Source organism: Marivivens sp. ABH4_498 (genome assembly GCF_056160585.1).
Genome location: NZ_JBSWXL010000008.1, coordinates 72297 through 98269 on the forward strand (window position 1 = coordinate 72297; position 25973 = coordinate 98269).

Genomic DNA, 25973 nt, shown 5'->3' on the forward strand with positions numbered 1-25973 from the left:
GCCCGTTTTACATTCATGATCCGCATAAAAGAGTAGTCCCATGTCCAACATCCACGACGATGTGGTTGAAACCTATGAATCCATTTCGGAACATCCCGAACACGACCAACAGACTGCCGCCATCATGTTGGACCGCGTGGTAAAAACGATCGGGTCTGTTGTGATGTGGGCCAATCTTGCCCTTGTGCTTGCGATCGTTTCGCAGGTTTCTTTCCGTTATTTGCTGAACAAAAACTTTCCTCAGCTGGACGAAATCCAGTGGCATTTCTACGGTCTGGTCACGATGATCGGCATTTCCTATGCCATGGTCACCGACAGCCACGTGCGGGTCGATGTTCTGCACATGAACCTTAGCCAGCGGAACAAACGCATCATCGAGGTACTGGGAATTCTGACTCTGTTGTGCCCGTTCATTTATCTGATGATTGATCAGGGATATGACTATTTCTACCAAAGTTTCCGTGTAGATGAACGATCCTCTAGCCCATTGGGCCTGCCCTACCGCTGGGCGTTCAAGGCGATCATTCCGATCAGCTTTGTCTTACTGGGTTTGGCGGCTGTCGCGCGCCTGATACACGATGTACACGCGTTGATGTCCGGCCCCGCCACCGAACGCGCGGGCGGCGGGTTGCGCACGATTTTGATCACAATGGCTGTATTTGTGTGTGTTGCGTACGCGCTGACCTTTGCTGTTCACTATACCGAAGAAAAACTGGTCATCGTGATGTTCCTAACGTTCATCATGCTGCTATTCACAGGATTTCCAGTCGCGTGGACGTTGGCAGGGGTTGGCGTTCTGTTTTGCGGTGTTGCCTATGTATTTGATACCGGCGCGATGGATTGGACGGGTTGGGAATCGACATTCACGGGCCTGGATTATCTGACGTTGGGCGCGACTGTGAACCGTGTCTACGCCACCATGTCGAACCCCGTTTTGGTTGCGCTGCCGATGTTCATTTTCATGGGTCTGATGCTAGACGAAAGCGGGGTGGCAGAGAGATTGATGACATCAATGCAGCGCCTGTTTGGCACTGTGCGCGGCGGCTTGGCGATCACCGTCACCCTAATCGGGATCATCCTTGCAGCCTCAACCGGCATCATTGGCGCGTCTGTTGTTCTGCTGGGCGTTCTGTCGATGCCGACCATGATGCAGCAGAACTATAGCCCGCGTTTGGCGGCCGGCGTTGTCAGCGCATCCGGCACATTGGGCATTCTAATTCCGCCATCGATCATGCTTGTGATAATGGCCGACCAAATGGCCCTATCTGTGGGCGACCTGTTTATGGCGGCGGTGTTTCCGGGCGTCATTATCGGGTGTTTGTACCTGACCTATATCTTTATCATCGCGTTGATCAAACGGGATGTCGCCCCAGTTCCAGAAGGCGCCAAAGCCCCCGATTGGGCCGCTGTCAAAGACGTGTTGATCGCCGTCTTGCCAACACTGGCGCTGATTTTATCGGTTTTGGGGTCTATCTTTGCAGGGCTTACAACCCCGACCGAAGCCTCTGGCGTCGGCGCATTGGGGGCGACTTTGCTGGCGTTGCTTTATCGTAAACTTACCCTGCGAAAATTGGTCAATGTTTTGAAATCGACCTTCAACACGACCGCCTATATCTTTGCCATCTTTTTGGGTGCGACCGTATTTTCCTATGTTCTGCGTGAACTGGGCGGCGATGAATTGATCGAAGACATGATCAAAGGCGCTGGCCTAGGTCCGCAAGGCACGATCATGCTGATCCTGTTCCTTGTGTTCCTGCTGGGCTTTGTTTTGGACTGGATCGAAATCACGCTCATCGTCTTGCCGCTGATGCGCCCGATTATCAATTCTCTGGGGTTGGATATCCCCGGATTTGGCGAAATCGATGAACCTGCGCTTTTGTGGTTTGTCATCATGGTCGCTGTGACGCTGCAAACCAGTTTTCTGACGCCGCCGGTTGGCTTTGCGTTGTTCTATCTCAAAGGCGTCTGCCCACCTCAGATCAAACTCACCGACATTTACAAAGGCATTATTCCCTTTGTCCTTTTGCAGCTTACCGGTCTGGCGCTGGTATATGCATGGCCCGCGCTGGCCACGTGGTTGCCATCGGTCGCCTATTGATTGGGGGCAAGCGCTATGAAACTGAAACACTGCCACAACTATCACGATTTTCGCGAACTTGCCCGTCGCCGCCTGCCCGGCCCGATATTTAACTATATCGACGGCGCGGCTGACGACGAAGTCACTTATCGCGAAAATTCGGCCTCGTTTGATCGGTGCGATCTGTTGCCATCCGTTTTGACTGGCGTGTCCGATGTCGACATGTCGGTCACTGTGATGGGGCAAAAACTGGATATGCCGATCTATTGTTCGCCGACAGCGTTGCAACGGTTGTTTCACCACCGCGGAGAACGCGCCGTCGCGGCGGCTGCGGAAAAATACGGAACGATGTTCGGCGTGTCATCTTTGGGAACCGTCAGCCTAGAGGAGCTGCGCCAGAAACACAAAAATCCGCAGGTTTATCAGTTCTATTTTCACAAAGACCGGGGTCTGAACCGCGCGATGATGCAACGCGCCAAAGACGCCGGAGTCGAAGTGATGATGTTAACTGTAGACAGTATCACAGGCGGCAACCGTGAACGTGATTTGCGTACAGGGTTTTCGATCCCATTTCGCCTGACGTTGCGCGGAATGTATGAATTTGCACGAAAACCTGCTTGGGGTATCAACTACGTCACCCATGAAAAATTCAGCCTACCGCAACTGGATGAATTCGTGAACATGGGCGGCGGCGCATCATCGATCGGCAATTATTTCACCAACATGCTGGACCCATCTATGAATTGGGACGATGTCGCCGAAATGGTGTCAGAATGGGACGGCCAGTTCTGTCTAAAGGGCATCATGACAGCCGCCGACGCGCGGCGCGCTGTTGATATAGGCTGTACGGGAATTATCCTATCGAACCACGGCGGTCGGCAACTGGACGGATCGCGCGCACCGTTTGATCAGCTAAAGGAAATCGTTGATGCTGTGGGCGACGATATCGATGTGATAATGGATAGCGGCATCCAACGCGGCACCCATGTGATCAAAGCGCTATCGCTGGGGGCCAAGGCCGTTGGCGGCGGACGGTTCTATCTGTACCCTCTTGCTGCTGCGGGTCAGGCGGGCGTTGAACGTGCGTTGGGCCTGATACGTGCAGAAATTGAACGCGGGATGAAATTGATGGGCGTCACATCCGTTGACCAACTTGGCCCTGAAAATCTACGGTTTCGGTGATAGGAAACGCAATGAACGACGCAACCTGCATAAACCGCCTGAAATCCATTGTCGGACGGCGCCATACATTCACTGCCGATCGGGCAACGAAACGGTTCCGCAAAGGATTCCGATCGGGCGAAGGCGACGTTTTGGCCGTTGTTCAACCTGCGACCCTGATCGAATATTGGAAGGTATTGGAAACCTGCGTTGCGGCCGACAAAATCGTAATCATGCAGGCGGCCAATACCGGCCTGACCGAAGGGTCGACCCCGAACGGGGTCTATGATCGTGATGTTGTGCTGATCAATACCCGCCGCATGAACAAACTTTGCCTGATAAAAGACGGCAAACAGGTCATCAGTTTCCCAGGCGCTACATTATTTACGTTAGAAAAAATGCTGGCGCCTTTGGGGCGGCAACCCCATTCCGTGATCGGGTCGTCCTGTATTGGCGCATCCGTCGTGGGCGGGGTCTGCAATAATTCGGGCGGGTCTTTGGTTGAACGCGGACCAGCCTATACGGAAATGGCGCTGTTTGCCCAAATTGACGAACAGGGGCAGCTTTCTTTGGTTAATCATTTGGGGATCGACCTAGGGAACGATCCCATTGAGATCCTGAACAATCTGGAAAACGGTCACTATGGGCCCATTGCGGATTCTAACCAAAAAGGGTCGGACAGCGATTACCGCGCGCGAGTCCGCGATGTTGATGCGCCAACCCCTGCCCGATTTAACGCCGACAAACGCCGCCTATACGAAGCATCCGGCTGCGCGGGAAAATTGGCCGTCTTTGCGGTGCGATTGGATACCTTTGAAAAGAACGACACTGAAATGACGTTCTATATCGGCGCGGATACCATTGGGCCGCTGACCGAATTGCGGCGGCGCATTTTGCGCGATTTCAAAAACCTACCCGTCAGCGCCGAATATCTACATGAGGACGTGTTCGATATCTCTGACCAATACGGCAAAGACACGATGGTGATGATCGACAAACTGGGCACTGACCGTTTGCCCACGTTTTTCGCGATCAAAGGCTGGGTCGACGCGCGTTTGGAAAACATCGCGCCTTTACGTCATTTCACTGATCGTTTCATGCAAGTGCTTTCGCGGGTATGGCCCGATGTTCTGCCCCGCCGTTTGCGGGATTATCGCGCACAACATCCACATCATCTGATCCTGAAAATGCACGGCGCAGGAATAGGTGAAGCCCGCGATTTATTGACCGAAATGGCCCAAAATAAAGCGCTATCCTTTTTCGAATGCACACCCCGAGAAGCAAAAATGGCCGGCCTTTTGCGTTTTGCTGCCGCAGGGGCCGCTATTCGCTATGCCGCCGTTCATTCGGACACCTGTCAGGATATCATCGCACTAGATATCGCCTTGCGGCGCAACGACTCTGAATTTCTAGAAACACTACCGAACGAGATTTCCCAGCACCTATCGCACGCGCTATATTACGGGCACTTTATGTGTCACGTTATGCATCAGGATTACATTGTCAAAAAAGGTGCCGACCCCAAAGCGATCAAAGCACAAATGCTAAAACTGCTAGACGCCCGCGGCGCAGAATATCCAGCAGAGCATAACGTCGGCCATCTATATGCGGCAAAACCTGATCTGGCGAATTTTTACAAATCCATTGATCCCACAAACAGTTTGAACCCAGGCATCGGCAAAATGTCCAAGCGCCGCAACTATGGATAACTGTAGACGCACTATTTACATGGCTTGATGCCATTGTCAGGTTAGGCCCAGTTATTTCAGGGCGTTACCATGCGATTTATTCATTGCGCTGACCTTCATCTGGGCAAACCTTTTGGACGGTTCGACGAAGATACCCGTGTCGAATTGCGCGGCGCGCGTTTGCGGGCATTGGACACGATTGGCCAAATCGCAACGACCCATGATGCGCCCTATGTCCTGATCGCAGGCGACACGTTTGATGCCGAAACGCCTCCTACAAAACTGGTGCGTCGCGCATTGGATGCAATGGCAAAATACGACGCTGTTACGTGGATTCTCATGCCGGGAAATCACGATTCACTGGCCGCAAGCGATCTATGGGACCGTATCGCACGGGACTGTCCACATAATGTCATCCTTGCCTTGGACCCCGCCCCGATCGATCTAGGAAACACGGTTGTTTTACCCGCCCCGCCCACGAACCGAAGCGCAGGTTTTGACCTAACAGAATGGATGGTCGCAGCGCAGTCGGATGATAAAATCCGCATCGGTTTGGCACATGGTGGCGTCACAAATTTCGGGTCAGAAGACGGCGGATTAGACACTATTCCACCCGATCGCGCAAAGACGGCTGATCTGGATTACCTTGCTTTGGGTGATTGGCACGGCCAGATGCAGATTTCTGATCGCTGCTGGTATTCAGGGACGCCTGAACCCGATGGATACAAACACACCAATGCGTCCGGTGTATTGTTGGTCGAAATCAATCATCGCGGCGACCAGCCGGTTGTCACCCCGATCCCGACAGGCAAATACATTTGGAAACGGATCGACGTTGATTTTTTCGCGGGCAATGATCCGATCGAGGTTCTTTCCAACACGTTTCCCGACAAAGACCGTTCAAACCATATCCTGCGCTTTATGGGCACTGGGCGATTGCGTCTGCTGGAACTGGCAGACCTTCGAAATGCGCTGTCTGCAATGGTAGACGAATTTCACCATATGGAATTCGACCTGTCGCGCATTGATGTGGAACAGAACATTGATGATCTGAACCTGATCGCGGAAACGGGCGCGCTGCGGGTCGCGGCGGAAACACTTTCCGCGCAGACATCGACGGATGGCCGCACAGCAGAGGACGCACAGATTGCGAAATTGGCTTTGTCCCACCTGTTCCATTTGGCACAAGAGGTGGGATCATGAAACTACGGCACCTCACGCTGACGAACGTTCGCCGCTTTGCTGGCCGAACCGCGACCATCGGGCCGTTCGGCGATGGGCTAACGACCATCACCGCCGAAAACGAAAGCGGCAAAAGCACCTTTTTCGACGCGCTGCATCACCTAATTTTCACCGACCACGGTTCGTCGCGCAAAGATATCCGCGATATGCAGCCCTATTCTGGCGGCCCGATTCAGATCGCAGCCGAAGTTGAAATCGACAATGCGCGGTATCGCATCGAAAAAACCTTTGCTTTGAAAAAGGCGGGATCATCCGCGGTCATAACCGACCTGACTACGGGCACGATCATCAAACAATCGGATGATGCGGAAAAATGGATTTACGACCGCATTATTTCAACACATCAGGGACCTGCGGGATTGCTATGGGTTCGACAAGGCACCGTGACCGTTGATCCCGACAAATCCGAAGCCGCCGGAATTGATACCCGCCGTGACCTGATGTCCAGCGTCAGAGGCCAAATTGATGCCGTCACTGGCGGTCGCCGCATGGACGCTATTTTGCAGAAATGCCATGCCGAATTAGACGAAATCAGCACAAAACAAGGCAAACCCAAAGCTGGCAGTAAATGGAAAGCCGCCGAAGATCGTGTTCAGGAGCTAGACCAGCTTTACACAGATTTGGCAGAAAAGGTGCAGCATCTTAGCCGCGACCTTGATCTGAAAAAGCGTACCAAAAAACGGCTAAAGGATCTGAACGACCCACAGCTGCGCCAAGAACGCAAAGATAAAATCACAGCTACCTTAGCGCAGTTGGACGCGGCCAAAGAACATGACCGCAGACTGCAAGACGCGGCCAAAGACGTGACGATCAATGAAAATCAACTGCGCGAAATTCAGCGCGGGATTTCCGAAATCGAAACAGCCCGCGCAAAACGAACCGCGCTAAAGGCCGAGATCACGCAAACCCTGTCGGCATCCCAAGCGGCCGAAAAACTGATGTCCTACAAGGCCATTAAAATCGAAGAGGTTCAGTCCCGCATCCAGCTGCTGGACCAAGAAAGAAAAACAAAACAAGCCGAAGCGCTAAAAATCAGACAACAAGAACGGCTGTTTCAATCGCACAGACGGTTGTACCAATTGTTCGATTTGATCAGTCAGATTGACCCAATTGAAAAACGTATCAGTGATGCAAAGCAGGCTCTGAATAGGCCCAAAATCACGACAGCGGATGTTAATCAGCTACGTGATTTGGAACGCCGACATGACATTGCGATTGAACGCCGCAAAGCGCGGTTTGGCAGCTATACCATGCGCGCCGATGATGCGTTGGCTACGATCGATGGGGCGACTGTTCCGAACGGAGTCCCCCAGATTGTCGACGCAAAACGGGATATCAAATTACCCGGTTTCGGGCATATCACGTTGGAACCCGCAACGGTTCAATCCCATGACATCGACGATCCAACGCAGTTGGCGGCAGAACTGGAAGCGCAACTAGCGGATTGGGAGCAACCGTCGATCAACGACCTTGAACGCGCATTGACCGTCCAAACCGCGGCCGAAAACGCTCTGGCGGCGGCAACAACCGAACTGCGGACAATTGCCCCTGATGGCGCGTCGACGTTGCGGGATGAATATCGCCAACTTGCCGATCAGTTGAACCATCCAGTTGGTGAAAAGCCTACATTGCCGGATGCAACGGATGTGCGTTCGGACAAGATTGACGCCGATATCGACGCGATTGAACGCCAGATTGATACAGAGCGTGAACTATTGAAAGCAGCGACGCTCGACCACAGCGAAACCTCTAGCACAGCGGCAGAACACCGTGCGATCCTGAACCGTCTTCGGTCCGACCTTGATGCAATCACGATCGCGCCAGATGAAGCCGACGAGTTTGACCGACTGAACGAACAGCTGTCCACACAAACCGCTAATCTAAAATTGGCCGAAAATCGCTATACAGAACTGCAAAGCAAGGCTCCTAATCTGCCGGCTTTGGAAACGGAATATGAACGGGCCAAATCAGCCGACGCAAATGAGATTCAGGAAATTCAGAAACTGGAACACGACCTGATCCGCCTGAATACGGTCATCGAAACCCATGCGGAAAACGCGATCGAAGAAAAGTTAGAGGAAACCGCAGGCCGATTAGAGCGCGCAAAACAACGCGCCCAGCAATTCGAACAACATGCGAAATCGCTGACCTTATTGATCGAACACCTAGAGGCCGCCCGCGCCCAAGCGCAAGACGCCTATTTTGAACCGATCCGCGCAGAACTATTGCCGTTGTTGCGCCAATTGCACGTCAATTCCGATTTTCAGATCAATCCCGACAACCTGCTGGTCGATACGATCACACGCAACGGCGTCGTCGATCACGTAGATAGATTATCGGGCGGCGCCTATGAACAGATCGCTATTCTAACCCGACTGGCATTTGCCAAACTGTTTTCCAAACAGGGTCACCATGTCCCGATCATTCTGGATGACGCATTAATTCATACCGATGACGAACGGATTTCGACCATGTTCAACCTGCTGGCCCAGATCGCATCGGACCAACAGGTCATCGTACTAACTTGCCGAACACGTGCGTTTTCGGATTTGGGCGGCGCACGCGCCTACATCGAAGAAACTGTTTAACCTTTGGCCAACAGGCGTTCGATGTGCGCGGGGCCTTTAGGGCGGATACCGTTGGGGTTTAGCGCCTTGATCGAATAGTAGCCGCGCGTGATGTGATCCATGTTGACGGTTTTCGACACACCCGGCGTTAGGTACATGCGCTCCATCAAATTGGATAGCTTTGGATAATCGGCGATTTGACGAAGGTTGGTTTTGAACAATCCATGATATGCCGCGTCAAACCGAATAAGCGTCACAAACAAACGAATGTCCGCTTCGGTCATGTCGGATCCGAACAGAAAGTCCCCTGTTAGTCTTTGCTCTAGGTCGTCCAGCATGGCGAACACACCATCGACCGCTTCGTCGTAAGCCTCTTGGCTGGTGGCGAACCCCGCTTTGTAAACACCGTTGTTTAATTGGTCATAAATCTGCGCGTTCAGCGCATCGATATCATCACCCAATTCTGTTGGATAAAGACGCACTTCCGAAGGTACGATGTGTTCAAATACAGTGTCTAACATACGCAGAATGTCGGCACTTTCGTTATTGACCATGACATCCTGTTTCATGTCCCACAGCACCGGCACGGTTGCGCGACCCGTAAAATGCGGATCAGCGCGCGTATAAATTTCGTGCATGTATTTTGCACCGAACAGCGGATCATCGTCTGCCTGATCATAACCGCCGAATTGCCACCCCTGATCGGACAAGCTGGGGTTCACGACCGTTACGGAAATGATGTCCTCTAATCCTTTGACGGCCCGCGCGATCAAGGTGCGCGACGCCCACGGACAAATATACGCAACATACAGCCGATAGCGGTTTGGTTCCGCCTTGAAACCTGCCTCTCCGGTTGGACCGGCAGACCCATCTGGAGTAATCCAATTGCGAAAACTGGATACCTGACGGACAAACCGGCCCTTGTCGTCGGATTTCTGAACGGGCTGCCAATTATCAGTCCATTTGCCATCAACTAACATGTCTGGCTCCTACTATCGTGCGTGAAAAACAAAGGACCGCATCGACACGGACCCCAGATCAATCGAATCCGTCATGAACGTCAGATCGTCTCCATCGTTTGCGGCACCAGCGATCGTAAGTGCGGGCAAATAGTGATCGACCGACGGATGGGCCATTGTCAAAAGCGACCCAAGCTTTTTCCGATCCGCCAAAGTCGCAAAATCACGATCAATCAACCGATCCGCAAAGATTTGGTCGAATTCAATTGCGAAATCTTGAGGTCGGCCGTTGAACCGCAGCGCACGAAGGTTGTGAACCACATTACCCGATCCCAAAATCAACACGCCACGATCACGCAAATCGGACAGCAGTTGACCAATCTCTAACTGGTACGACAGGTCTTTGGACATATCGATAGACACCTGAAACACCGGGACATCCGCATTCGGATACAGGTATTTCAGAACCGTCCACGCGCCATGGTCCAATCCCCATGTGTCGTCTTCTTCGGCGTGGTGGCTTGCCAATAGGGTTGTCACCTCTTTGGCTAATTCAGGCGCACCTTGGGCGGGATATTGTTGCGCAAACAATTCGTCAGGAAATCCATAAAAATCGTGAATGGTGCGCGGCAAGGCAGACACGTCAACCAACGTCGTCCCGCGCGTCATCCAGTGGGCGGATACGACCAAGATCGCTTTGGGGCGCGGCAGTTGCGCACCCAGATCAGTCCAAGCGCGGCTATAGCTACTGTCTTCGATTGCATTCATCGGGCTGCCGTGACCCAGAAACACCAAAGGCATCTTATCGGTTTTTTCAAACCGATCGCGCAAGGATTGCAGTGATTGAACCGTTGTCATTGTGACATTCCTTTCGTCTGGGCAAATCAGTGGGCCCGTTGCGATAGGAACCTAATGGCATCTATTTCGAATGATAATGGCGAATAAGCGGAATGACTATGAACATAATGTTCGCAATAAAGTAAATTTGATCATCACGTTTCACGAAAAAAACAGAATTGGTTATCATTCTGACCACAACCCGACGTATCAGATATATCACTGCCGTTTTTAAGAGAGTTCACCTGTCATGTGCCACCTATGTATGATCGCGCTACAACAAACGACCAGCGAAATTTCAGCGGATCAAAACGCGATCTATGGCACAATAGGTAGTTATGTCGATGAAACCAGCGATGCTGCCGCTTCGACCGATACATCGTTTTCCATCGACGATGGTGAATTTTTCTACGGCACTCTTACAACCGGCGATTCAGATTGGATCGAGGTCACCCTGACAGCGGGCGAAACCTATGCTTTCGGCCTGACCGGCCTAGGTGCAGCCGAAGGTGGCGTCGAAGATACCTACCTTCGCCTTTACAACGGCTCTGGCGTTTCGGTCACGCTGGATGACGATAGTGGTCCGGGGCTTTTCAGTGAAATTACCTATACCCCGACAACAACGGGCACCTATTTCATTGCGGCATCGGCTTATTCAGGGTCCGATACGGGCACCTATGGGCTGAGCTTTAGTACCGGAACCATTCCGACCTATTCCGTCGATATGATTGTCGCCACTCTGCTGCGGTCTGAATCGTCATGGGCATCATCCCCTGAAACCGCGGTAGAAGTCACTTGGGCGTTTCGGACAACGGGCGCAGCCGAAGACGGGAATGGGTCGTCTACAACATTCTACCAACTGACCAACGGACAACAGGCCGCTGTCACCGCTGCGATGGGATATCTAGAGGGCATTTCAGGCCTGACCCTGACGCAACAGGGCGTGGGCGGCACGTCCGACGATGCAACGATCCTGTTTGGCGCGTACCAATCCAGCAATGACTACACCGGCGCATACGCATATTTTCCCGGATCTACCGCAAGTTCGAACTACTCTGGCGATGTTTGGCTAAACAACTATTATGTTGACACGGGCGCAATCACATACGGCACATATTCCGATTTTGTTCTATTGCACGAAATCGGACATGCATTGGGCCTGTCGCATCCGGGCGATTACAACGCAGGCACAGGCACAATCACGTATGCAAACAGTGCCCAATTCACTGCAGACAGCCGCCAATATTCCGTGATGAGCTATTTTGACGAAAACGTCACAACCACGAATATGCCCGTCTATCCACAGTCGTTTTTGCTGTATGATATCGCCGCGCTGCACGCGTTATATGGCGCGGATTATACCTATAACAGTGGCGACACCGTTTACGGGTACAATGCGACCGTAACTGGCGCGTTTGATTTCGACGAAAACAGCACCCCTTTGCTATCAATTTGGGATGGTGCTGGGATCGATACGATCGATCTGTCGGGATATAACAGCGATCAAATTCTATCGCTGGTCGAAGGCACATTTTCCAGCGTACTGGGATATGATGGCAATATTTCCGTGGCTTATGGCGCTGAAATTGAAAATGGCATCGGCGGCGGCGGAAACGACACGATAACCGGTAACGATTTGTCGAACGAATTGATCGGCAACACCGGTAACGACCTGATCTATGGTGGCGCAGGCAATGATGTTATCTACGGCAATCTAAACCACGACACCATCGAAGGCGGCGCAGGCGCAGACACCATCCGCGCAGGTTGGGGCAACGACTCTGTCATGGGCGGGTCGGGCAACGATATTATTTACGCCTACCTCGGCCACGATTGGGTTTATGGCGAAGCAGGAAATGACACGATTTATGGCGACCGCGGCCGCGACGTATTAAACGGCGGTACGGGCGATGATTATCTGCATGGCGGCGGGGATAACGATTTTCTTGCTGGCGAAGAAGGCAACGACACAATCATCGGCGGCGACGGAAATGACCAGCTATTTGGCTATATCGGCGACGACATTCTAAGCGGTTGGGCAGGAAATGACACCCTGCGTGGCGGCGATGGCAATGATTTCCTGGCGGGTAACGCGGGCAACGACAAACTCTTCGGTATGGACGGCAACGACCAGCTGTTTGGCGATGTTGGCACCGACACGCTATCGGGCGGGGCCGGTGATGACCTGATGCGCGGCGGCGGAGGCGTTGACGTCTTTATCTTTGACGACGGCAATGATGTCATCGGCGATTTCACAGACAACGTCGACACGATCCAATTGGACCGCTCTGAATTGGGACTAAACGGATATTCCGTTCAGGATGTAATCGACATCGCGGCGGTATCGGGTTCCGATTTGGTGATCGATTTTGGAAATGGGAACACCTTGACCCTGCGCGGCGTGACGGATGCGTCGATCCTGTCAGATGATTTGGCGTTTATTTAATGGGTCAACCTTTGCGCCAAAACTTTCTGGGTTTTGGCGACGTCTAATGGTTCGTCCAGCCATTTGAAAACAGGCTCTAACCCGTGCGGATCGTCGGAAAAATCTGCATAATTTGTCTGTATGGCCCGTTCAGGAAACCGCTGGACGTAATCCGCAAAACGCGCATCCATCTGATCAACCAAATCGAAAACTTGCGCCTGATCCCAATCGCGCCACCACGCAGACTTTACGACTTCGTTTCGGTTTCGACTGTTAAAGATGAACCGCGCATTTTTGAAATGATGGTGCATAAAATCCAACATCATCGGGAAATCATCGCCCAAAGCGTTATAGCGGATTTCTTTGAACCCCATCCATCGCACGCTGGGTGGCGGCACGATGACGTTATCGACAAACGCATCTACCATCGCCGCGCCGAACCGCACTGGACGCATTTCATGCGCGCCGTGCCACGGGTGTTCGGGGCCTTTGGGTTCGGTCCCCCAACTAAACCGCGTTTGCCGAATGCGCCGCGCCGCGCCCCAAATACATTCCATCACGTTATGGTTTTCACCACGGATGACCGTATCAGGCATTGTCATCAGCAGGTTTTGCAGCAACGTCGATCCTGACCGCCCATAAGTCACAATAAACACTGTGCCTTTTAGGTTCGGGTATTTTTTGTCAAACCGATGCGTCATGACACCTGCCTGATCTTTGGACGAAAAAACAACCCAGACACCAAAGCGCGATAGATCGACAAACGCAGTTTTAACGGTCGTCCCTTCATCTGGCGATGGACCCTTAGCCAAAATTCCGCAACGCCTGCGTATCCAAACATGCGCAAACGTGCCGACGTTTCATTGCGGGCACCGTATTTAAATTTCCAGATCGTTTCCGGCCGAATTCGACCGTAGTTGACGCCTTTGTTTTCGGGCAGGTCATGCACAACGATGCTGTTTGGGACGAACAACCCCGGATGCGTTTGCGATAGCCTCAGGGTGTATTCGGCATCATCAAACCAGATAAAATAGTCGGCGATCGGCAGCCCGTGCGCTTTGATTGCCCATCTGGGGATCAGGCACGACACGAACGAACACGACTGAACCAAAAACACCGGGTTTTCAGGGTTATAATGGCGCGGCCAGTCCCAAACGGTATCGGGCGTGTTCATTTCGCAATGGGACCCATCCGTCCATTTCACATGACTACAGGCAAAGGGCGCCGCACGGCCCGTGTCTTGTTTAAAACGAGCCAGCCCCGCCAACAGATTTTGGACGGCATCAGATTGCGGATAGGCATCATCATCACTGACCCAAACCAGATCCGCGCCGTCGTTATAAGCCCGTTCGATCCCCAATGAAAATCCACCTGCACCGCCGATGTTTGCGTCCAGCCGAACATAGATCGCGCTAGGAAAATGATCGCGGACAACGTCAGCTGTCGCATCTGTTGATGCGTTATCAATGATATAAACGACGTCAGGTTTTCGCGTTTGGTCGTTCAACGCGCGCAGCACGCGGCCCAGTTTTTCCGAACGGTTGTAGGTTACGATGACGGCGGCCAGTTTCGTCACGGTTTCGTCCCGAATTCGCGATAATATTCGCTGATCACGCTATGCGCTGTTGGTCCAGAATAAAATCCCTGTAACGACGTTTTCAGACGCGCATAGCAATCTGCTGCAAATTGCCTGTCGCGCCATAGATGTTTCACCACGTTTTCTATTTCACGAATGGCCCGCACGGGCGAAGAGCCGACCAACAGGTCGGGTGGCAGCAATTCAGACATCGCGCCAACGTCAGAACAGATCGGAATGACACCCGTTTCGACAGCCTCGATAGCGACCAAGGCAAGGCCTTCGTTCGCGGACGGCAGGATCAGAACATCACTGCTGCGCAAGATCGCCCGAACATCAGCGGTTTCATCATGAAATTGCAGGTGATCTGCCAATCCCGACTTTGCGGCATAATCTGTGACAAAGGGCATAAACGGTCCCTGCCCTACCCAGCTAAACCGAATATCCACGCCCGCGATTTCGGCCCACCGCAGTAGCCGTTTCATCGCCAATATGACCGTCATCGGGCGTTTTTGGTAAACCGCACGGCCAACGAACACGACGTGCAATCCCCCTGTCGCCGCCAAGTTACAGGTTTCTGGTAAATCAGCCCATGTAACCATGCGCCCCAGATCGACGACACGACCAAATCGATCTTTGTAGAACTCTGCCAACGATTGGCTGATGACATGCGTACGATCAATATGGTTGGACCATACGCCCGAAATACGGACAAAGCCGCCATCAAAATATTCGGGAATATGCAGGCTATCGACAACCCGCACCCATGGCGTTTGCCGACGAATGGCACCCAAGGACGCATACATCGGAACGCAATGATGAATGTGTATTCCCACAACGTTTTCGCGCCGTATGACAGCGACGGTTTTATCGGGCCATTCGCCGCGCGACAGACCAGACAGATCTAAGAACTCTGCACCATCAGGTAATGCGTCGCCGGACGACGCATGTTCAGTAACCACAATGACCCGAAACCCTAACGCCAACGCCCATTCGATTGACTGCAGGGCCAAAGTTTCAGCGCCGCCAACCTTGGTCCAGTGCATCGCTATCAATATGGTTTCGCGGCCCGAATGTGCAGGGCATTTTGCATCACCGCGGACGGGCGCTGCGATGGGCTGCCATTGATGGCGCGTGATACCGCGCGCAAGATACCTTTCCCGCCAAAACAGACCCTGTTCCAGCGCAAGAGGCGCAATTTTATACCCACAGGTCAACGCAGAACGGTATGGTAACGACATATATCAAATCGGCCCTTTTGCTATACCGACCATAACGCGGTGTCCGATCCAACAAAAGCCAAAGGGGTTAACAGAAAATTTTTCTGTGAACGGTCGGCTAATAAAACATTGAAATTTAGCCGCCTAGGTTACGGACAATTTCCATGTCAGAGGCCGCTCATGTCCGATAACACCCCTTCCCTTCAGCTCCCTTATATTTTGCCTGCCCAAGCGCAAAAACACGTCACGCATAACGAAGCGTTGGATCAACTCGACCAATTGGTACAACTGGTCGTCACCGCATACGACGAAACGATTCCGCCCGCAGAGCCGCAAGAGGGCACCGCATACACAATTGGAAACAGCGCAACTGGGGATTGGGCCGGTTTGGACGGAAAAATCGCATGCTGGCAGAACGGTGGTTGGGTATACACAGCACCCAAATCAGGTTGGCGAGCCGCAACCCCCGCAGGCGATTTCCGTATTTTCGACGGTGCCACGTGGAAAGACGCACGTAGTTTCACGGCGCTGAATAACCTACCAGCGCTGGGTATCGGCGCGACTGCTGACGATATGAACCGCTTGATCGTTTCGTCGGATGCTTCGCTTTTGACCCACGCGGGCGCAGGCCATCAGGTCAAAATCAACAAATCGGCCGAAACCGACACCGCCAGCGTCCTGTTCCAATCCAACTGGACCGGCCACGCAGAGATGGGCCTAAGCGGAACCAACAATTTCAATATCAAAGTCAGCGGCGATAGCGGAGCCTGGATCAATGCGATGTCTATCACGCCTGATGACGGGGGCGTGACGCTTGCATCAATGATGACGCTCACGCCGTCCAATGAACCCACGACAGCCTTGGCAGGGACGGTTTATTTCGACAGCACGACCGCCAAACTGCGCTGTTACGATGGCAGTGTTTGGAACGATTTATTTTAATCAAAGGGCCCAATTCGGGACCTTTCACTTTGTTGCGCCGCATTCATCCAAATGCGGCGCATCACTTTAACGTTTGCGCATAGCGGACATCAGCGCATCACCCAATGCGCCATTGCCGCTGGACTGTGGTTTGGAACTGTAATTACCGCCCTTTGGACCTTTGGGTTTCGGGCGCGACGGGCCGCGTTCTGCGCGCGCCTCTTTGGCAGACGCACCGCCATCTTTGCGCATGGTCAGACCGATGCGTTTGCGCGGAACGTCGACTTCAGTCACGGTCACGCGGACAACATCGCCCGTTTTAACGACTTCATGAGGGTCTTTGACAAATCGGTCGGCCAATTGGCTGACGTGCACCAGACCGTCCTGATGGACGCCGATATCCACAAACGCGCCAAAGGCCGCGACGTTGGTCACTGTGCCTTCCAACGCCATTCCAGGTTTCAGGTCTTTGATATCTTCGACGCCGTCGGTAAAGGTCGCCGTTTTGAACGTCGGGCGCGGGTCGCGGCCAGGTTTTTCCAGTTCGGCCAGAATATCGCGAACCGTGGGCAGGCCGAAAGTGTCATCGACAAACTGTTCAGCGCGTAAACCGCGCAACGCCTTTTCATCGCCCATCAGGCTGCGCACGTCGCGCCCGCAGGCCGCCACGATTTTACGCGCAACCCCATAGGCTTCGGGGTGAACCGATGACGCGTCCAAAGGCTCTGACCCGTCGCGAATACGCAAGAAACCTGCGCATTGTTCAAATGCTTTGGGGCCCAAACGCGCGACTTTCAACAAATCTTTGCGCGACTGGAACGCCCCATTGGCGTCACGATGGGAAACGATGGATTCAGCCAATACAGGGCCTAAACCAGACACATGCGACAACAGCGCAGGCGAAGCGGTATTCAGGTCCACGCCCACGGCGTTCACTGCGTCTTCGACCACGGCTTCTAGGGATTTGGCCAGTTTGTGCTGGTCCACGTCGTGCTGATACTGGCCCACGCCGATCGCCTTTGGTTCGATTTTCACCAGTTCGGCCAATGGGTCCTGCAAACGGCGCGCGATCGATACGGCGCCGCGCAGCGACACGTCCAGATCAGGGAATTCGCGGGCGGCCAATTCGGATGCGGAATAAACCGAAGCGCCGGCTTCGCTGACGACAACCTTGGTCGGTGGGGTCACCGATTTGGGCAGCATTTTTATGGTATCCGCGACCAAACGTTCGGTTTCGCGGCTGCCTGTTCCGTTGCCGATCGCGATCAGGTTCACGCCGTGTTTCGCAATCAGCGCCATCAACGAGGCCTGCGATCCTTGAACGTCCATTTTGGGCTGGAACGGATAGATCGTCGTGGTGTCCAACACCTTGCCTGTTGGGTCCACAACCGCGACTTTGACGCCTGTTCGAATGCCTGGGTCCAATCCTAACGTCGCCTTGGCACCCGCAGGGGCGGCCAATAGCAAATCTTTCAGGTTACGGGCGAAGACATTGATTGCTTCGTCATGGGCGCGGCCCCGTAGATCACCCAGCAGGTCAAGCATCATCGACATGGACAGTTTGACCCGCCACGTCCACCCCGCAACCGTTGCCAGCCATTTGTCGCCCGCCGTTCCGTGTCGCACATCTAGATGGTGCGAAATCATCGAAACAGCGCGCTCAACACCGGCTTCGTCCGGAGCGATGTCGATGGTCAGGAAACCTTCGTTCGCGCCGCGCAGCATCGCCAACGCACGGTGCGATGGCGCATCCGCCCATTTTTCGCTGTGATCGAAATAGTCGGCGAATTTGGCGCCTTCGGTTTCTTTGCCTTCGATCACCTTGGCCGTGATCAGCGCATCGCGTTTCAGGAATTCGCGCAGTTCGCCTACTAGAGCCGCGCTTTCGGCCAGACCTTCGACCAGAATGTCACGCGCGCCGTTCAACGCATCACGAGTGGTCGCCACGTTTTCGGTGATGAACCCCGCGGCATGGGTTTCGGGGTCCGTCGCGCGATCCGACAGGATCAAATCGACCAATGGTTCTAGCCCGTTTTCCCGCGCGATCATCGCTTTGGTGCGGCGTTTGGGTTTGAAAGGCAGGTAGATATCTTCCAGCACCGCTTTGGTTTCGGCCTGATGAATGGACAGCGCCAATTCATCGGTCATCTTGCCTTGGGACGAGATTTCTTTGGCAATGGCCGCGCGTCGCGTTTCCAATTCACGCAAATACACCAAACGTTCAGACAGCACCCTCAACTGCGTATCATCCAATCCCCCTGTCACCTCTTTGCGGTAACGCGCGATGAACGGAACGGTCGCGCCTTCGTCTAACAGACCTACGGCCGCGCCAACCTGTTTCGGGGTTGCATTGATGTCTTTCGCAATCGTGTTCGCGATACGGGTAACAGTGTCCACTCGGGCCTCCTCAGGGGAATTGGAGGAACTGTTTAGACCCTGAAACCCGAAACGAAAAGCGGGATTTCAACGGCCTCGTTCGCGCAGGCTCTATTCCGCCAAACGCGCCAGGAACGCCATCAAACGTTCCATGTCCAATGGTTTGGCCATGACCAAATCTGCGCCTGCCGCCTGAAACCTGTCGATGTCGTTTCCAACGGCTGCGGCCGTTAAACCGATGATGGGGAAATCATGTCCCTTTTCGCGCAGACGTTTGATCAATTCGTCGCCTTCTAATTTTGGCATGAACAGGTCAGTGATCAACAAATCAGGCGAATGGTTTTCAAGATGATCCATGGCCAACTGTCCGTCCGAAGCCACGGTCACAGTTTTGAATATCTTCGACAGGCGCGATTTGGTCACCTCGGCGACCAATGCGTTGTCTTCGGCCAGCAGCACATTCATTTTTGACGTATGCGCCATGGGCAGCGATTTTTTAACAGGCTGAGGCGCTGACTGATCGGCGGCAATCGGTTCGGGCAACGAAATGGCGTAGCACGCGCCTTTGGAAATCGGCACATAGACAATCGAACCGCCTAACAATTCCACCGTAGTTTTTGCGATATACAGACCCAGACCACTACCGTCAGCCTGATTTCGCGGGTCCTTTCCGCCGCGTTCGAATGGTTCAAACAGGCGCGGAACTTCGTCTTTGGGAACGCCTACACCGTCATCACGAATAGTCCATTGGGTCCAGGTTTCGCCGGTCGCTTCTTTACGCTCTTCGAAATAGATTTCGACCTTTGTCCCTTTGGAATGGATCAAAGCATTGCGCACCAAATTGCCGATCAGTTGCTTGGCCCGCGTTTGATCGCCGACACGGCGCACATTCGCTCCTGCCCCCAAATTCAGCTCGATCCGCATCGATGATTTATGCGCAAGATCCTGATAGGTGTTGCGAACGGTTTCAGCCAATTGTGCTGGCAAATAACTGGATTTCACAATCGCCATGTTTTGCGCTGGATTCACGGCTTGACGCATGTCGGTCAAAACGCCCAGCAATTGATCGGATGCTTCCTCCATCCGGCTACGGGTTTCGTCCAAATTGGCGTGATCCAAATCCTCGATCAACATGGACAGAACGGATGCCGGAGTTCTGATTTCATGACTGATGATCGAAAACATGCGACGTTGTTTTTCGTCTTTTGCCTCTAGATCGGTCAATGCATGACGCAGCGCAGATTCCTGTTTGTAAGCTTCGGTAATGTCGACCACCAAACCATAGGCCAGGTTAGCGCCGCTTTCGCTGCGCTGTGCCCAGACAAAGATGCGGATCATCACATCGTTGCCGTTTTCATGTGGGACGCGCAAAATACGGTTAAACGACGTCCCCGGTTCAACAACCCCAACGGCGATCAGTTCCTGTTGCGATTCTGGCGCAAAACGGCTGTACACATCCGCCACGTTTGAAAAGACGCGCGGAATTCCCGTGACGCGCATACCTGTGTGATCCAATTGGATAACACCCGTTGATTGGTTCACCACGAAAATACCAACGCCCGCAAAGTCACGCGCCACATCCAATCGCGTAATACTATCAACGGCCGATGTTTCCCGTTCGTGTTGGGCGCCGCTTTTGGCCAGAATGATCGCCGCCAGATTTAGCAGCGCGATGGCGTAGTATTCCAATACACCTTCATTGGGCGATGCATAGACGACATCCGACAAATACACGCCCGTCGCGCTGGCGTATAAACCGACCGACACGACCAGTGCCAAAGTCGCGGCGTTGCTGGGCAACAGCAGGGCAAACATGGCAGCCACAATCGCCGCCTCGATCCCGCTGGGGCTGCCGTATCCCATCGAATACAGAACGGTCATGCCTGCGAAAACCGCGACGGGAAGCGCGATGTAATAGGCGTCTTTCCAGCGTGGGCGATTGAAAAACAGCAGGATGAAAACCAGGAAAACGGCACATCCACGCAAAACCCGCCGGAGCGCTAAATCAACATAATGGCTGTCGTATCCAGCTAAGGCTTGGGTCACATCGGACTGCGCCGACATAAACCAATCAAACCCGAAAACCAAAGATACGTTCAAAACGAGGAACGCAACTTGCCCTGCGAACGCCAAAACCATGTCTGCCGAATATGGCGACATCTTCGCGCGAAACAGGCCAAAGACCCACATAGCAATCGCGCCATTCAAGGCCGCCGCGCCAACGTTCAATGCGAAAATTATGACAACGACATGCGGTGCGGTTTGCAACAATTCGTACCAGTCAGACAAATCCACAAAGGGCAAACAGTACGGAACGAACAGTACGGCAACAAAGGTTAACGCCGGTATCCAAAATCGCTGCGGGGGATAAATCGCCAATCCAATGATCAGCGAATAGAAACCGATGGACGGCGAATACTGGATAATAAACGCGTTAGACCCATAAATCGCCGAACCATATGACAGCAGAATGGTCCAACCCATAACGATGGGCAACAAGAACAACAGAAAACCAAACGGGTGCCGCCTGACAATTCGGCGCAAACCAAACAGACGGGAAACCGCGAACCCGTCGCGCAAAGGCTCTGTGCGATCCTCGGATCGCCTCCGTCCTGTTCCTCCAATAGCACCTGTTACCACTTGCTGTAATGCCCCAAGCGAACGCGTGTTCGCGCCAAACTAACCTATCCTTTACGATGCGCAGGATCATATGCAGGATCAACCCCCTTCGGGGTAAGCATCTGGATAATTATGTTTTCATTTGGGCCAGCTAGCCCGCCACGGCAGCTGCAACCGCATCGGCTATCTGCGGGCTATCGGGGGTGACAATGCTGCCCCAAGTCCCGCCAATTGTGCCGTCGCGCAGAATAAGAACCTTGTTGAAATTCCATTCCGGTTCGAAATTCTGGCTTTCCTTGAACCAGACATACAGGGGATGCGCGCTCTGCCCCACAACATGGGTAATATCGGTCATCGGCATGGTCAGGCCAAAGTTCAATTCGCAGTAGGATTTCACCTCGTCGATGGCCTCCAACTCTTGGTCGAAATCGTCCGATGGGATGGCCAGAACGATCAACCCATCATCTGCGTATTCTTCATGCAAGTCCTGCAAGGCATCGAACTGAGGGGCGAACCCACATCGGCTGGCTGTGTTGACGACCAATACAGGTTTTCCGGCCCAATCGGCGGACCGAATAAAACCGCCATCCGCCGATACGAATTCGACTGACGGCACGGTCATCGTCGCAGCACCGACCTGTGCCGCCGCAATCGCCAGAACGGAAGCCACACCAAATTTACGCCAAAAGGTCATCAGTTCGCACACCGTTAACAAAAATCTGACTTTAACAAATGAACTTGTTCGCCCTAAGGTCAATAGCAAAGCTAGCCCCAAGTCATCACCTAAGCTAAGGAGGCCTCATGGAACAGATGACCTCCTTGCCCTGTTTGCGTCCATCGCGCGCCGCGCGGCTGCTGCATTGCGGGTCGCCGATCGACCACCCCTACATCGAACGATCCACTGGCGGGCGCGTTGCTACGATCCGCCCTACCCCCGTGCGCGCTGCCCTGTTGCGCATTCTGGATTGCCTGTGGTCCGGCGCACCGTTTTGTGTGACCAGCGGCGCCGATGTTGACTGCGACGACGACCCCGATTTCATCCATAGCCAAAGCTCTGGTTCGACGGGCGCACCGAAACGCATCAGGCGCCATGCCTCTAGCTGGACAACCAGCTTTGACCGCAACAAAGACCAGTTCGGAATTGGACCGTCAGACAGGTCTGTGATCTTGGGCAGCTTGGACAGTTCCTTGGCTCTTTATGCGCTATGTGAAGGTTTGTACCAAGGCATCACCGTCGACGTTGTGTCGGGCGAAAAACCAGCCGTTCAGAAAACAACCCTGCAGAACGCGACGATCCTATACGCCACCCCGACCCAAGCCCGCATTACGCTAAATCAGCCTTTGCCAAACCTTCGGATCATTGCGATTGGCGGTGGGCATCTGGACGACAACACCCGCAACGCAATCAAACAGAATGCCCCGAACGCGCGGGTTGTCGAATTTTATGGCGCGGCTGAAACCAGCTTTGTCACTTTGTCCGATGACAACACGCCAGCAGGATCGGTCGGGTCCCCCTACCCTTTGGTTCAAATTGAAATCCGCAATGCGGACGAAAACGGGATCGGTCAGGTGTGGGTGAAATCGCCGTACCTATTCGATGGATACACGTCGCCCGAATTGGGCCAAACGCGGACGGACGGATCGTGGGTGACCGTTGGTGAAATGGGCACCCTGCGTGACGGGTATCTGCACCTACTGGGACGTAGCGACCGAATGTTCACCGTTGCCGACCGCAACTATTTTCCCGAACCGATAGAGGCGAAATTGGCCACAATCCCGGGCGTAGACCACATTATCATTTTGCCACGCGCAAACGACATCCGCGGCGCGGTCCCAATCATCCTGTATCAAGGCAACATTACACCAAATCAGATGCAAGATATCGCGCGAGACCTGTTGAATACCGACGCCCCCAAAAAGGCGTATCGGCTGTCAACCTTTCCCCTGACCCTGTCGGGAAAACCGGACATCGCAGCCCTACGTGGAATGGTAGACCGTTTATGATCGACGCCCATATCATCGCAGCGCGCCGCACGATTGTGGCCCCCAAAGGCGGCGCATTGTCCACGCTGTCATTGCACGACATGGCCGCCCCTGTGATCCGCGCAGCGTTAGACGATGCCATGATCGGCCCTCACCAAGTCGACGAAGTGATCCTATCCAATGCGATTGGCGGCGGCGGCAATCCCGCCCGACTGGCTGCGCTCGCTGCAGGGCTGCCAGAACGCGTTGCAGGTTTGACAATCGACCGCCAGTGTGCGGGCGGTTTAGATGCCATCGGAATGGGCCTTGCAATGGTCAGATCGGGGCTTGCAAAGGTAGTGATAGCAGGCGGATTGGAATCTCATTCTCGTCGTCCTATCAGAATGGCCGTTCCTGTTGACGGCACGCCAGTTGCCTATGACAGACCGCCCTTTTCGCCATGGCCTGACCGTGATCCTGACCTAGCCGTTGCGGCTGACGCGCTGAACGTTCCCCGCGAACGTCAAGACGTCTGGGCGATGGACAGCCACGACAAAGCAATGAAAGCGCGAACTGCGCTGCGTTTTGAAATTGTTCCCCTAGGCGCGGAACTGGATGATCCGTTTACCCGCGATCTATCGCCGCGTTTAGTTGCGCGGGCACCTGTCATCACCGGTCAGTTGACGGCTGTCAACACTGCAGTCTCTGCCGATGCTGCTGCTGTTGTTGTAATAGTGGCAGCGGATTTGATTACCCGCGCGTCGGTCCGCATTGATGATTACGTCAGCATCGGCGGCGACCCCGCACAACCAGCTCTGGCTCCAATCGCAGCAATCAATCACATTGGCGCCGACAACATCGCGCAAGCTGAGATCATGGAAGCTTACGCCGCCCAATGCATCGCTACGGTGGATGCCACCGGCATAGATCCCAAGATCGTAAATCTTAAAGGTGGCGCGCTGGCGCGTGGGCATCCGATCGGAGCGTCGGGTGCCATTCTTGCCGTTCGTCTATTCCATGATTTGGCAGGTACAGAGAAATCTGGCATTGCCGCTATCGCAGCGGCGGGCGGCATTGGATCAGCACTGCGTGTGACAGGTTGACAGCTGTCAACTGTCAAATCCACGGAACGATGTGAACTCTGACAGATCCGCCCGTTCAGTTCTAAAATCATTTACAGCCGCATCCGCCGCGTATCCCAGCGCGACACCGGCGACCACGACCTGATCGTTTGGCAACTCCAAAACCTCATGAACCAAATCACCGTAGTTCGCGATAGCCCCAATCCCACACGCCGCAAGACCCGCGTCATGGACTGCCAGCAAAAAGGTTTGGATCGCCATCCCCATGTCCATCCAACACCCTTTGCCCATATCGCGATCTATCGAAACAACGATCCCCACAGGCGCATCAAAGAAACGATAGTTCCGTTCAAACTGCGCGCGCCGACCGTCTAGATCGCGTTTTTCAATGCCCAACGATTCATACAACGCATACCCCGCCGCACGTTGTCGCGCCTTTAGATGTTTGGGCATTGGATTTGGAAAATAGGAATATTCTGAAACCTGCGGCCGACCAGCGGCAATGCCGGTTGTCAACTGGTCGCTTAGGTCCATCAACGGTTTGCCCGTTAAAACGTGAAACTGGCCCGGCTGTAAATTTGCGCCAGACGGCGCACAGCGGGCCAGTTCCAAAAGACGAGCAATCGTGTGTTTATCGACTGCGCGATCTGTAAAAGCGCGCACCGAACGCCGTTCACGTATGGTGCGCGATGTTTCCATTAGTGACGCGACAACAGGCTTTGAGGACGAGCTTTGGCCAATGCACCGACGATGATTGCTGTCAGCACGACTTTGACCAAGTCACCTGGAATATAGGAGGCCATGATCGAAATCGACGTACCCAACGATTTGTCGGTCAGCATGTAAAATCCAAAGATGCCCATGGCGTACAAAACGACAATTCCGCCGATGAACGACGCGATACCCGATGCGACGGTTGGTTCAAACCGCAGCTTTTCCATGATCAGGCCAGTAACAAGCGCGGCCACAGGAAAGCCGATAATAAAACCTGCAGTAGGGGACGCAAAAACGCCCAAACCGCCGCGACCACCGGCTAACAACGGTAAACCTAGCGCGACAAGGCCGATAAACAGCAAAATCGACAGACCGCCGCGTTTCGCCCCCAGTACAGCGCCGGCAAGCATAACGCCCAAGCTTTGCGCGGTGACGGGAATACCCCAAGGCATCTGGATCGACGGGATCAAACCCAAAACCGCAACCAATGCGGCAAAAAGGGCGATCAGAACCAAATCATTTTCTTTCGATTGCATGTGCTCTCTCC

19 protein-coding genes are annotated in these 25973 nt (G+C 53.7%); 9 read left to right on the forward strand and 10 right to left on the reverse strand.

The genetic code is table 11. The features are described from left to right. Positions 1-40: 40 nt before the first annotated feature. The 5 genes from ACXAGA_RS14565 (at position 41) to ACXAGA_RS14585 (ending at position 8756) form a co-directional block, all read left to right on the forward strand. Entirely contained in the window at positions 41-2098 is a 2058-nt protein-coding gene (locus ACXAGA_RS14565; protein ID WP_475118204.1) for a TRAP transporter large permease subunit, read from the forward strand. A gap of 15 nt (positions 2099-2113) precedes the next feature. Next, positions 2114-3259, forward strand: a complete 1146-nt coding sequence (locus ACXAGA_RS14570) for an alpha-hydroxy acid oxidase (RefSeq protein WP_475118205.1) — start codon at positions 2114-2116, stop codon at positions 3257-3259. Positions 3260-3270: 11 nt separating this feature from the next. Next, positions 3271-4947: a D-lactate dehydrogenase gene (gene dld / locus ACXAGA_RS14575; protein ID WP_475118206.1), complete on the forward strand. Its 1677-nt coding sequence runs from the start codon at positions 3271-3273 to the stop codon at positions 4945-4947. Between the two features lie 69 nt (positions 4948-5016). Next, positions 5017-6129 (forward strand): metallophosphoesterase family protein, encoded by a 1113-nt coding sequence (locus ACXAGA_RS14580; protein WP_475118207.1) that lies wholly within the window; start codon positions 5017-5019, stop codon positions 6127-6129. Next, the gene (locus ACXAGA_RS14585) at positions 6126-8756 is read left to right on the forward strand and encodes an AAA family ATPase (RefSeq protein WP_475118208.1); all 2631 of its coding nucleotides are present in this window, start codon (positions 6126-6128) and stop codon (positions 8754-8756) included. Before ACXAGA_RS14580 ends, ACXAGA_RS14585 begins: the two co-directional genes overlap by 4 nt. Here ACXAGA_RS14585 and ACXAGA_RS14590 read toward each other — a convergent pair. After that, entirely contained in the window at positions 8753-9715 is a 963-nt protein-coding gene (locus ACXAGA_RS14590; protein WP_475118209.1) for a glutathione S-transferase family protein, read from the reverse strand. The genes ACXAGA_RS14585 and ACXAGA_RS14590 overlap by 4 nt on opposite strands. 12 nt (positions 9716-9727) lie before the next feature. Continuing rightward, on the reverse strand, positions 9728-10552 hold the full coding sequence (gene ygiD / locus ACXAGA_RS14595; RefSeq protein ID WP_475118210.1) for a 4,5-DOPA-extradiol-dioxygenase: 825 nt from the start codon (positions 10550-10552) through the stop codon (positions 9728-9730). 229 nt (positions 10553-10781) lie between these two features. Here ygiD and ACXAGA_RS14600 point away from each other — a divergent pair, with 229 nt between their 5' ends. Next, positions 10782-12977: a M10 family metallopeptidase C-terminal domain-containing protein gene (locus tag ACXAGA_RS14600; RefSeq protein WP_475118211.1), complete on the forward strand. Its 2196-nt coding sequence runs from the start codon at positions 10782-10784 to the stop codon at positions 12975-12977. On the opposite strand, the gene ACXAGA_RS14605 is transcribed toward ACXAGA_RS14600, so the two are convergent. The 3 genes from ACXAGA_RS14605 to ACXAGA_RS14615 are packed head-to-tail and all read right to left on the reverse strand — an operon-like array spanning position 12974 to position 15773. Beyond that, positions 12974-13657, reverse strand: a complete 684-nt coding sequence (locus ACXAGA_RS14605) for a sulfotransferase (protein WP_475118212.1) — start codon at positions 13655-13657, stop codon at positions 12974-12976. The two genes, ACXAGA_RS14600 and ACXAGA_RS14605, sit on opposite strands and share 4 nt — an antisense overlap. Further along, positions 13654-14532, reverse strand: a complete 879-nt coding sequence (locus ACXAGA_RS14610; RefSeq protein ID WP_475118213.1) for a glycosyltransferase family 2 protein — start codon at positions 14530-14532, stop codon at positions 13654-13656. The genes ACXAGA_RS14605 and ACXAGA_RS14610 overlap by 4 nt, the downstream gene beginning before the upstream one ends. After that, positions 14529-15773: a glycosyltransferase gene (locus ACXAGA_RS14615; protein WP_475118214.1), complete on the reverse strand. Its 1245-nt coding sequence runs from the start codon at positions 15771-15773 to the stop codon at positions 14529-14531. Before ACXAGA_RS14615 ends, ACXAGA_RS14610 begins: the two co-directional genes overlap by 4 nt. A 159-nt stretch (positions 15774-15932) precedes the next feature. On the opposite strand from ACXAGA_RS14615, the gene ACXAGA_RS14620 reads away from it, so the two are divergent. Beyond that, the gene (locus ACXAGA_RS14620; protein WP_475118215.1) at positions 15933-16694 is read left to right on the forward strand and encodes a DUF2793 domain-containing protein; all 762 of its coding nucleotides are present in this window, start codon (positions 15933-15935) and stop codon (positions 16692-16694) included. 66 nt (positions 16695-16760) lie between these two features. Here the strand turns inward: ACXAGA_RS14620 and ACXAGA_RS14625 are convergent, their stop codons facing one another. From ACXAGA_RS14625 to ACXAGA_RS14635, 3 genes are all read right to left on the reverse strand, one after another. Next, on the reverse strand, positions 16761-19070 hold the full coding sequence (locus tag ACXAGA_RS14625; protein ID WP_475118216.1) for a Tex family protein: 2310 nt from the start codon (positions 19068-19070) through the stop codon (positions 16761-16763). Positions 19071-19160: 90 nt separating this feature from the next. Continuing rightward, entirely contained in the window at positions 19161-21533 is a 2373-nt protein-coding gene (locus ACXAGA_RS14630) for a hybrid sensor histidine kinase/response regulator (protein ID WP_475118217.1), read from the reverse strand. Between the two features lie 286 nt (positions 21534-21819). Further along, positions 21820-22362: a glutathione peroxidase gene (locus ACXAGA_RS14635; RefSeq protein WP_475118218.1), complete on the reverse strand. Its 543-nt coding sequence runs from the start codon at positions 22360-22362 to the stop codon at positions 21820-21822. Positions 22363-22469: 107 nt separating this feature from the next. Here ACXAGA_RS14635 and ACXAGA_RS14640 point away from each other — a divergent pair, with 107 nt between their 5' ends. Further along, positions 22470-23672, forward strand: coding sequence for an AMP-binding protein (locus tag ACXAGA_RS14640; protein ID WP_475118219.1), 1203 nt, complete (start codon positions 22470-22472; stop codon positions 23670-23672). Then, a complete protein-coding gene (locus ACXAGA_RS14645; RefSeq protein WP_475118220.1) occupies positions 23669-24733 on the forward strand; it encodes a thiolase family protein in 1065 nt (354 codons plus the stop codon). Before ACXAGA_RS14640 ends, ACXAGA_RS14645 begins: the two co-directional genes overlap by 4 nt. 6 nt (positions 24734-24739) lie before the next feature. Here the strand turns inward: ACXAGA_RS14645 and ACXAGA_RS14650 are convergent, their stop codons facing one another. Together ACXAGA_RS14650 and ACXAGA_RS14655 are read right to left on the reverse strand one after the other, a co-directional pair. Further along, positions 24740-25411, reverse strand: coding sequence for a nitroreductase (locus ACXAGA_RS14650; RefSeq protein WP_475118221.1), 672 nt, complete (start codon positions 25409-25411; stop codon positions 24740-24742). Continuing rightward, positions 25411-25962 (reverse strand): biotin transporter BioY, encoded by a 552-nt coding sequence (locus tag ACXAGA_RS14655; protein ID WP_475118222.1) that lies wholly within the window; start codon positions 25960-25962, stop codon positions 25411-25413. The genes ACXAGA_RS14650 and ACXAGA_RS14655 overlap by 1 nt, the downstream gene beginning before the upstream one ends. Positions 25963-25973: the final 11 nt, after the last annotated feature.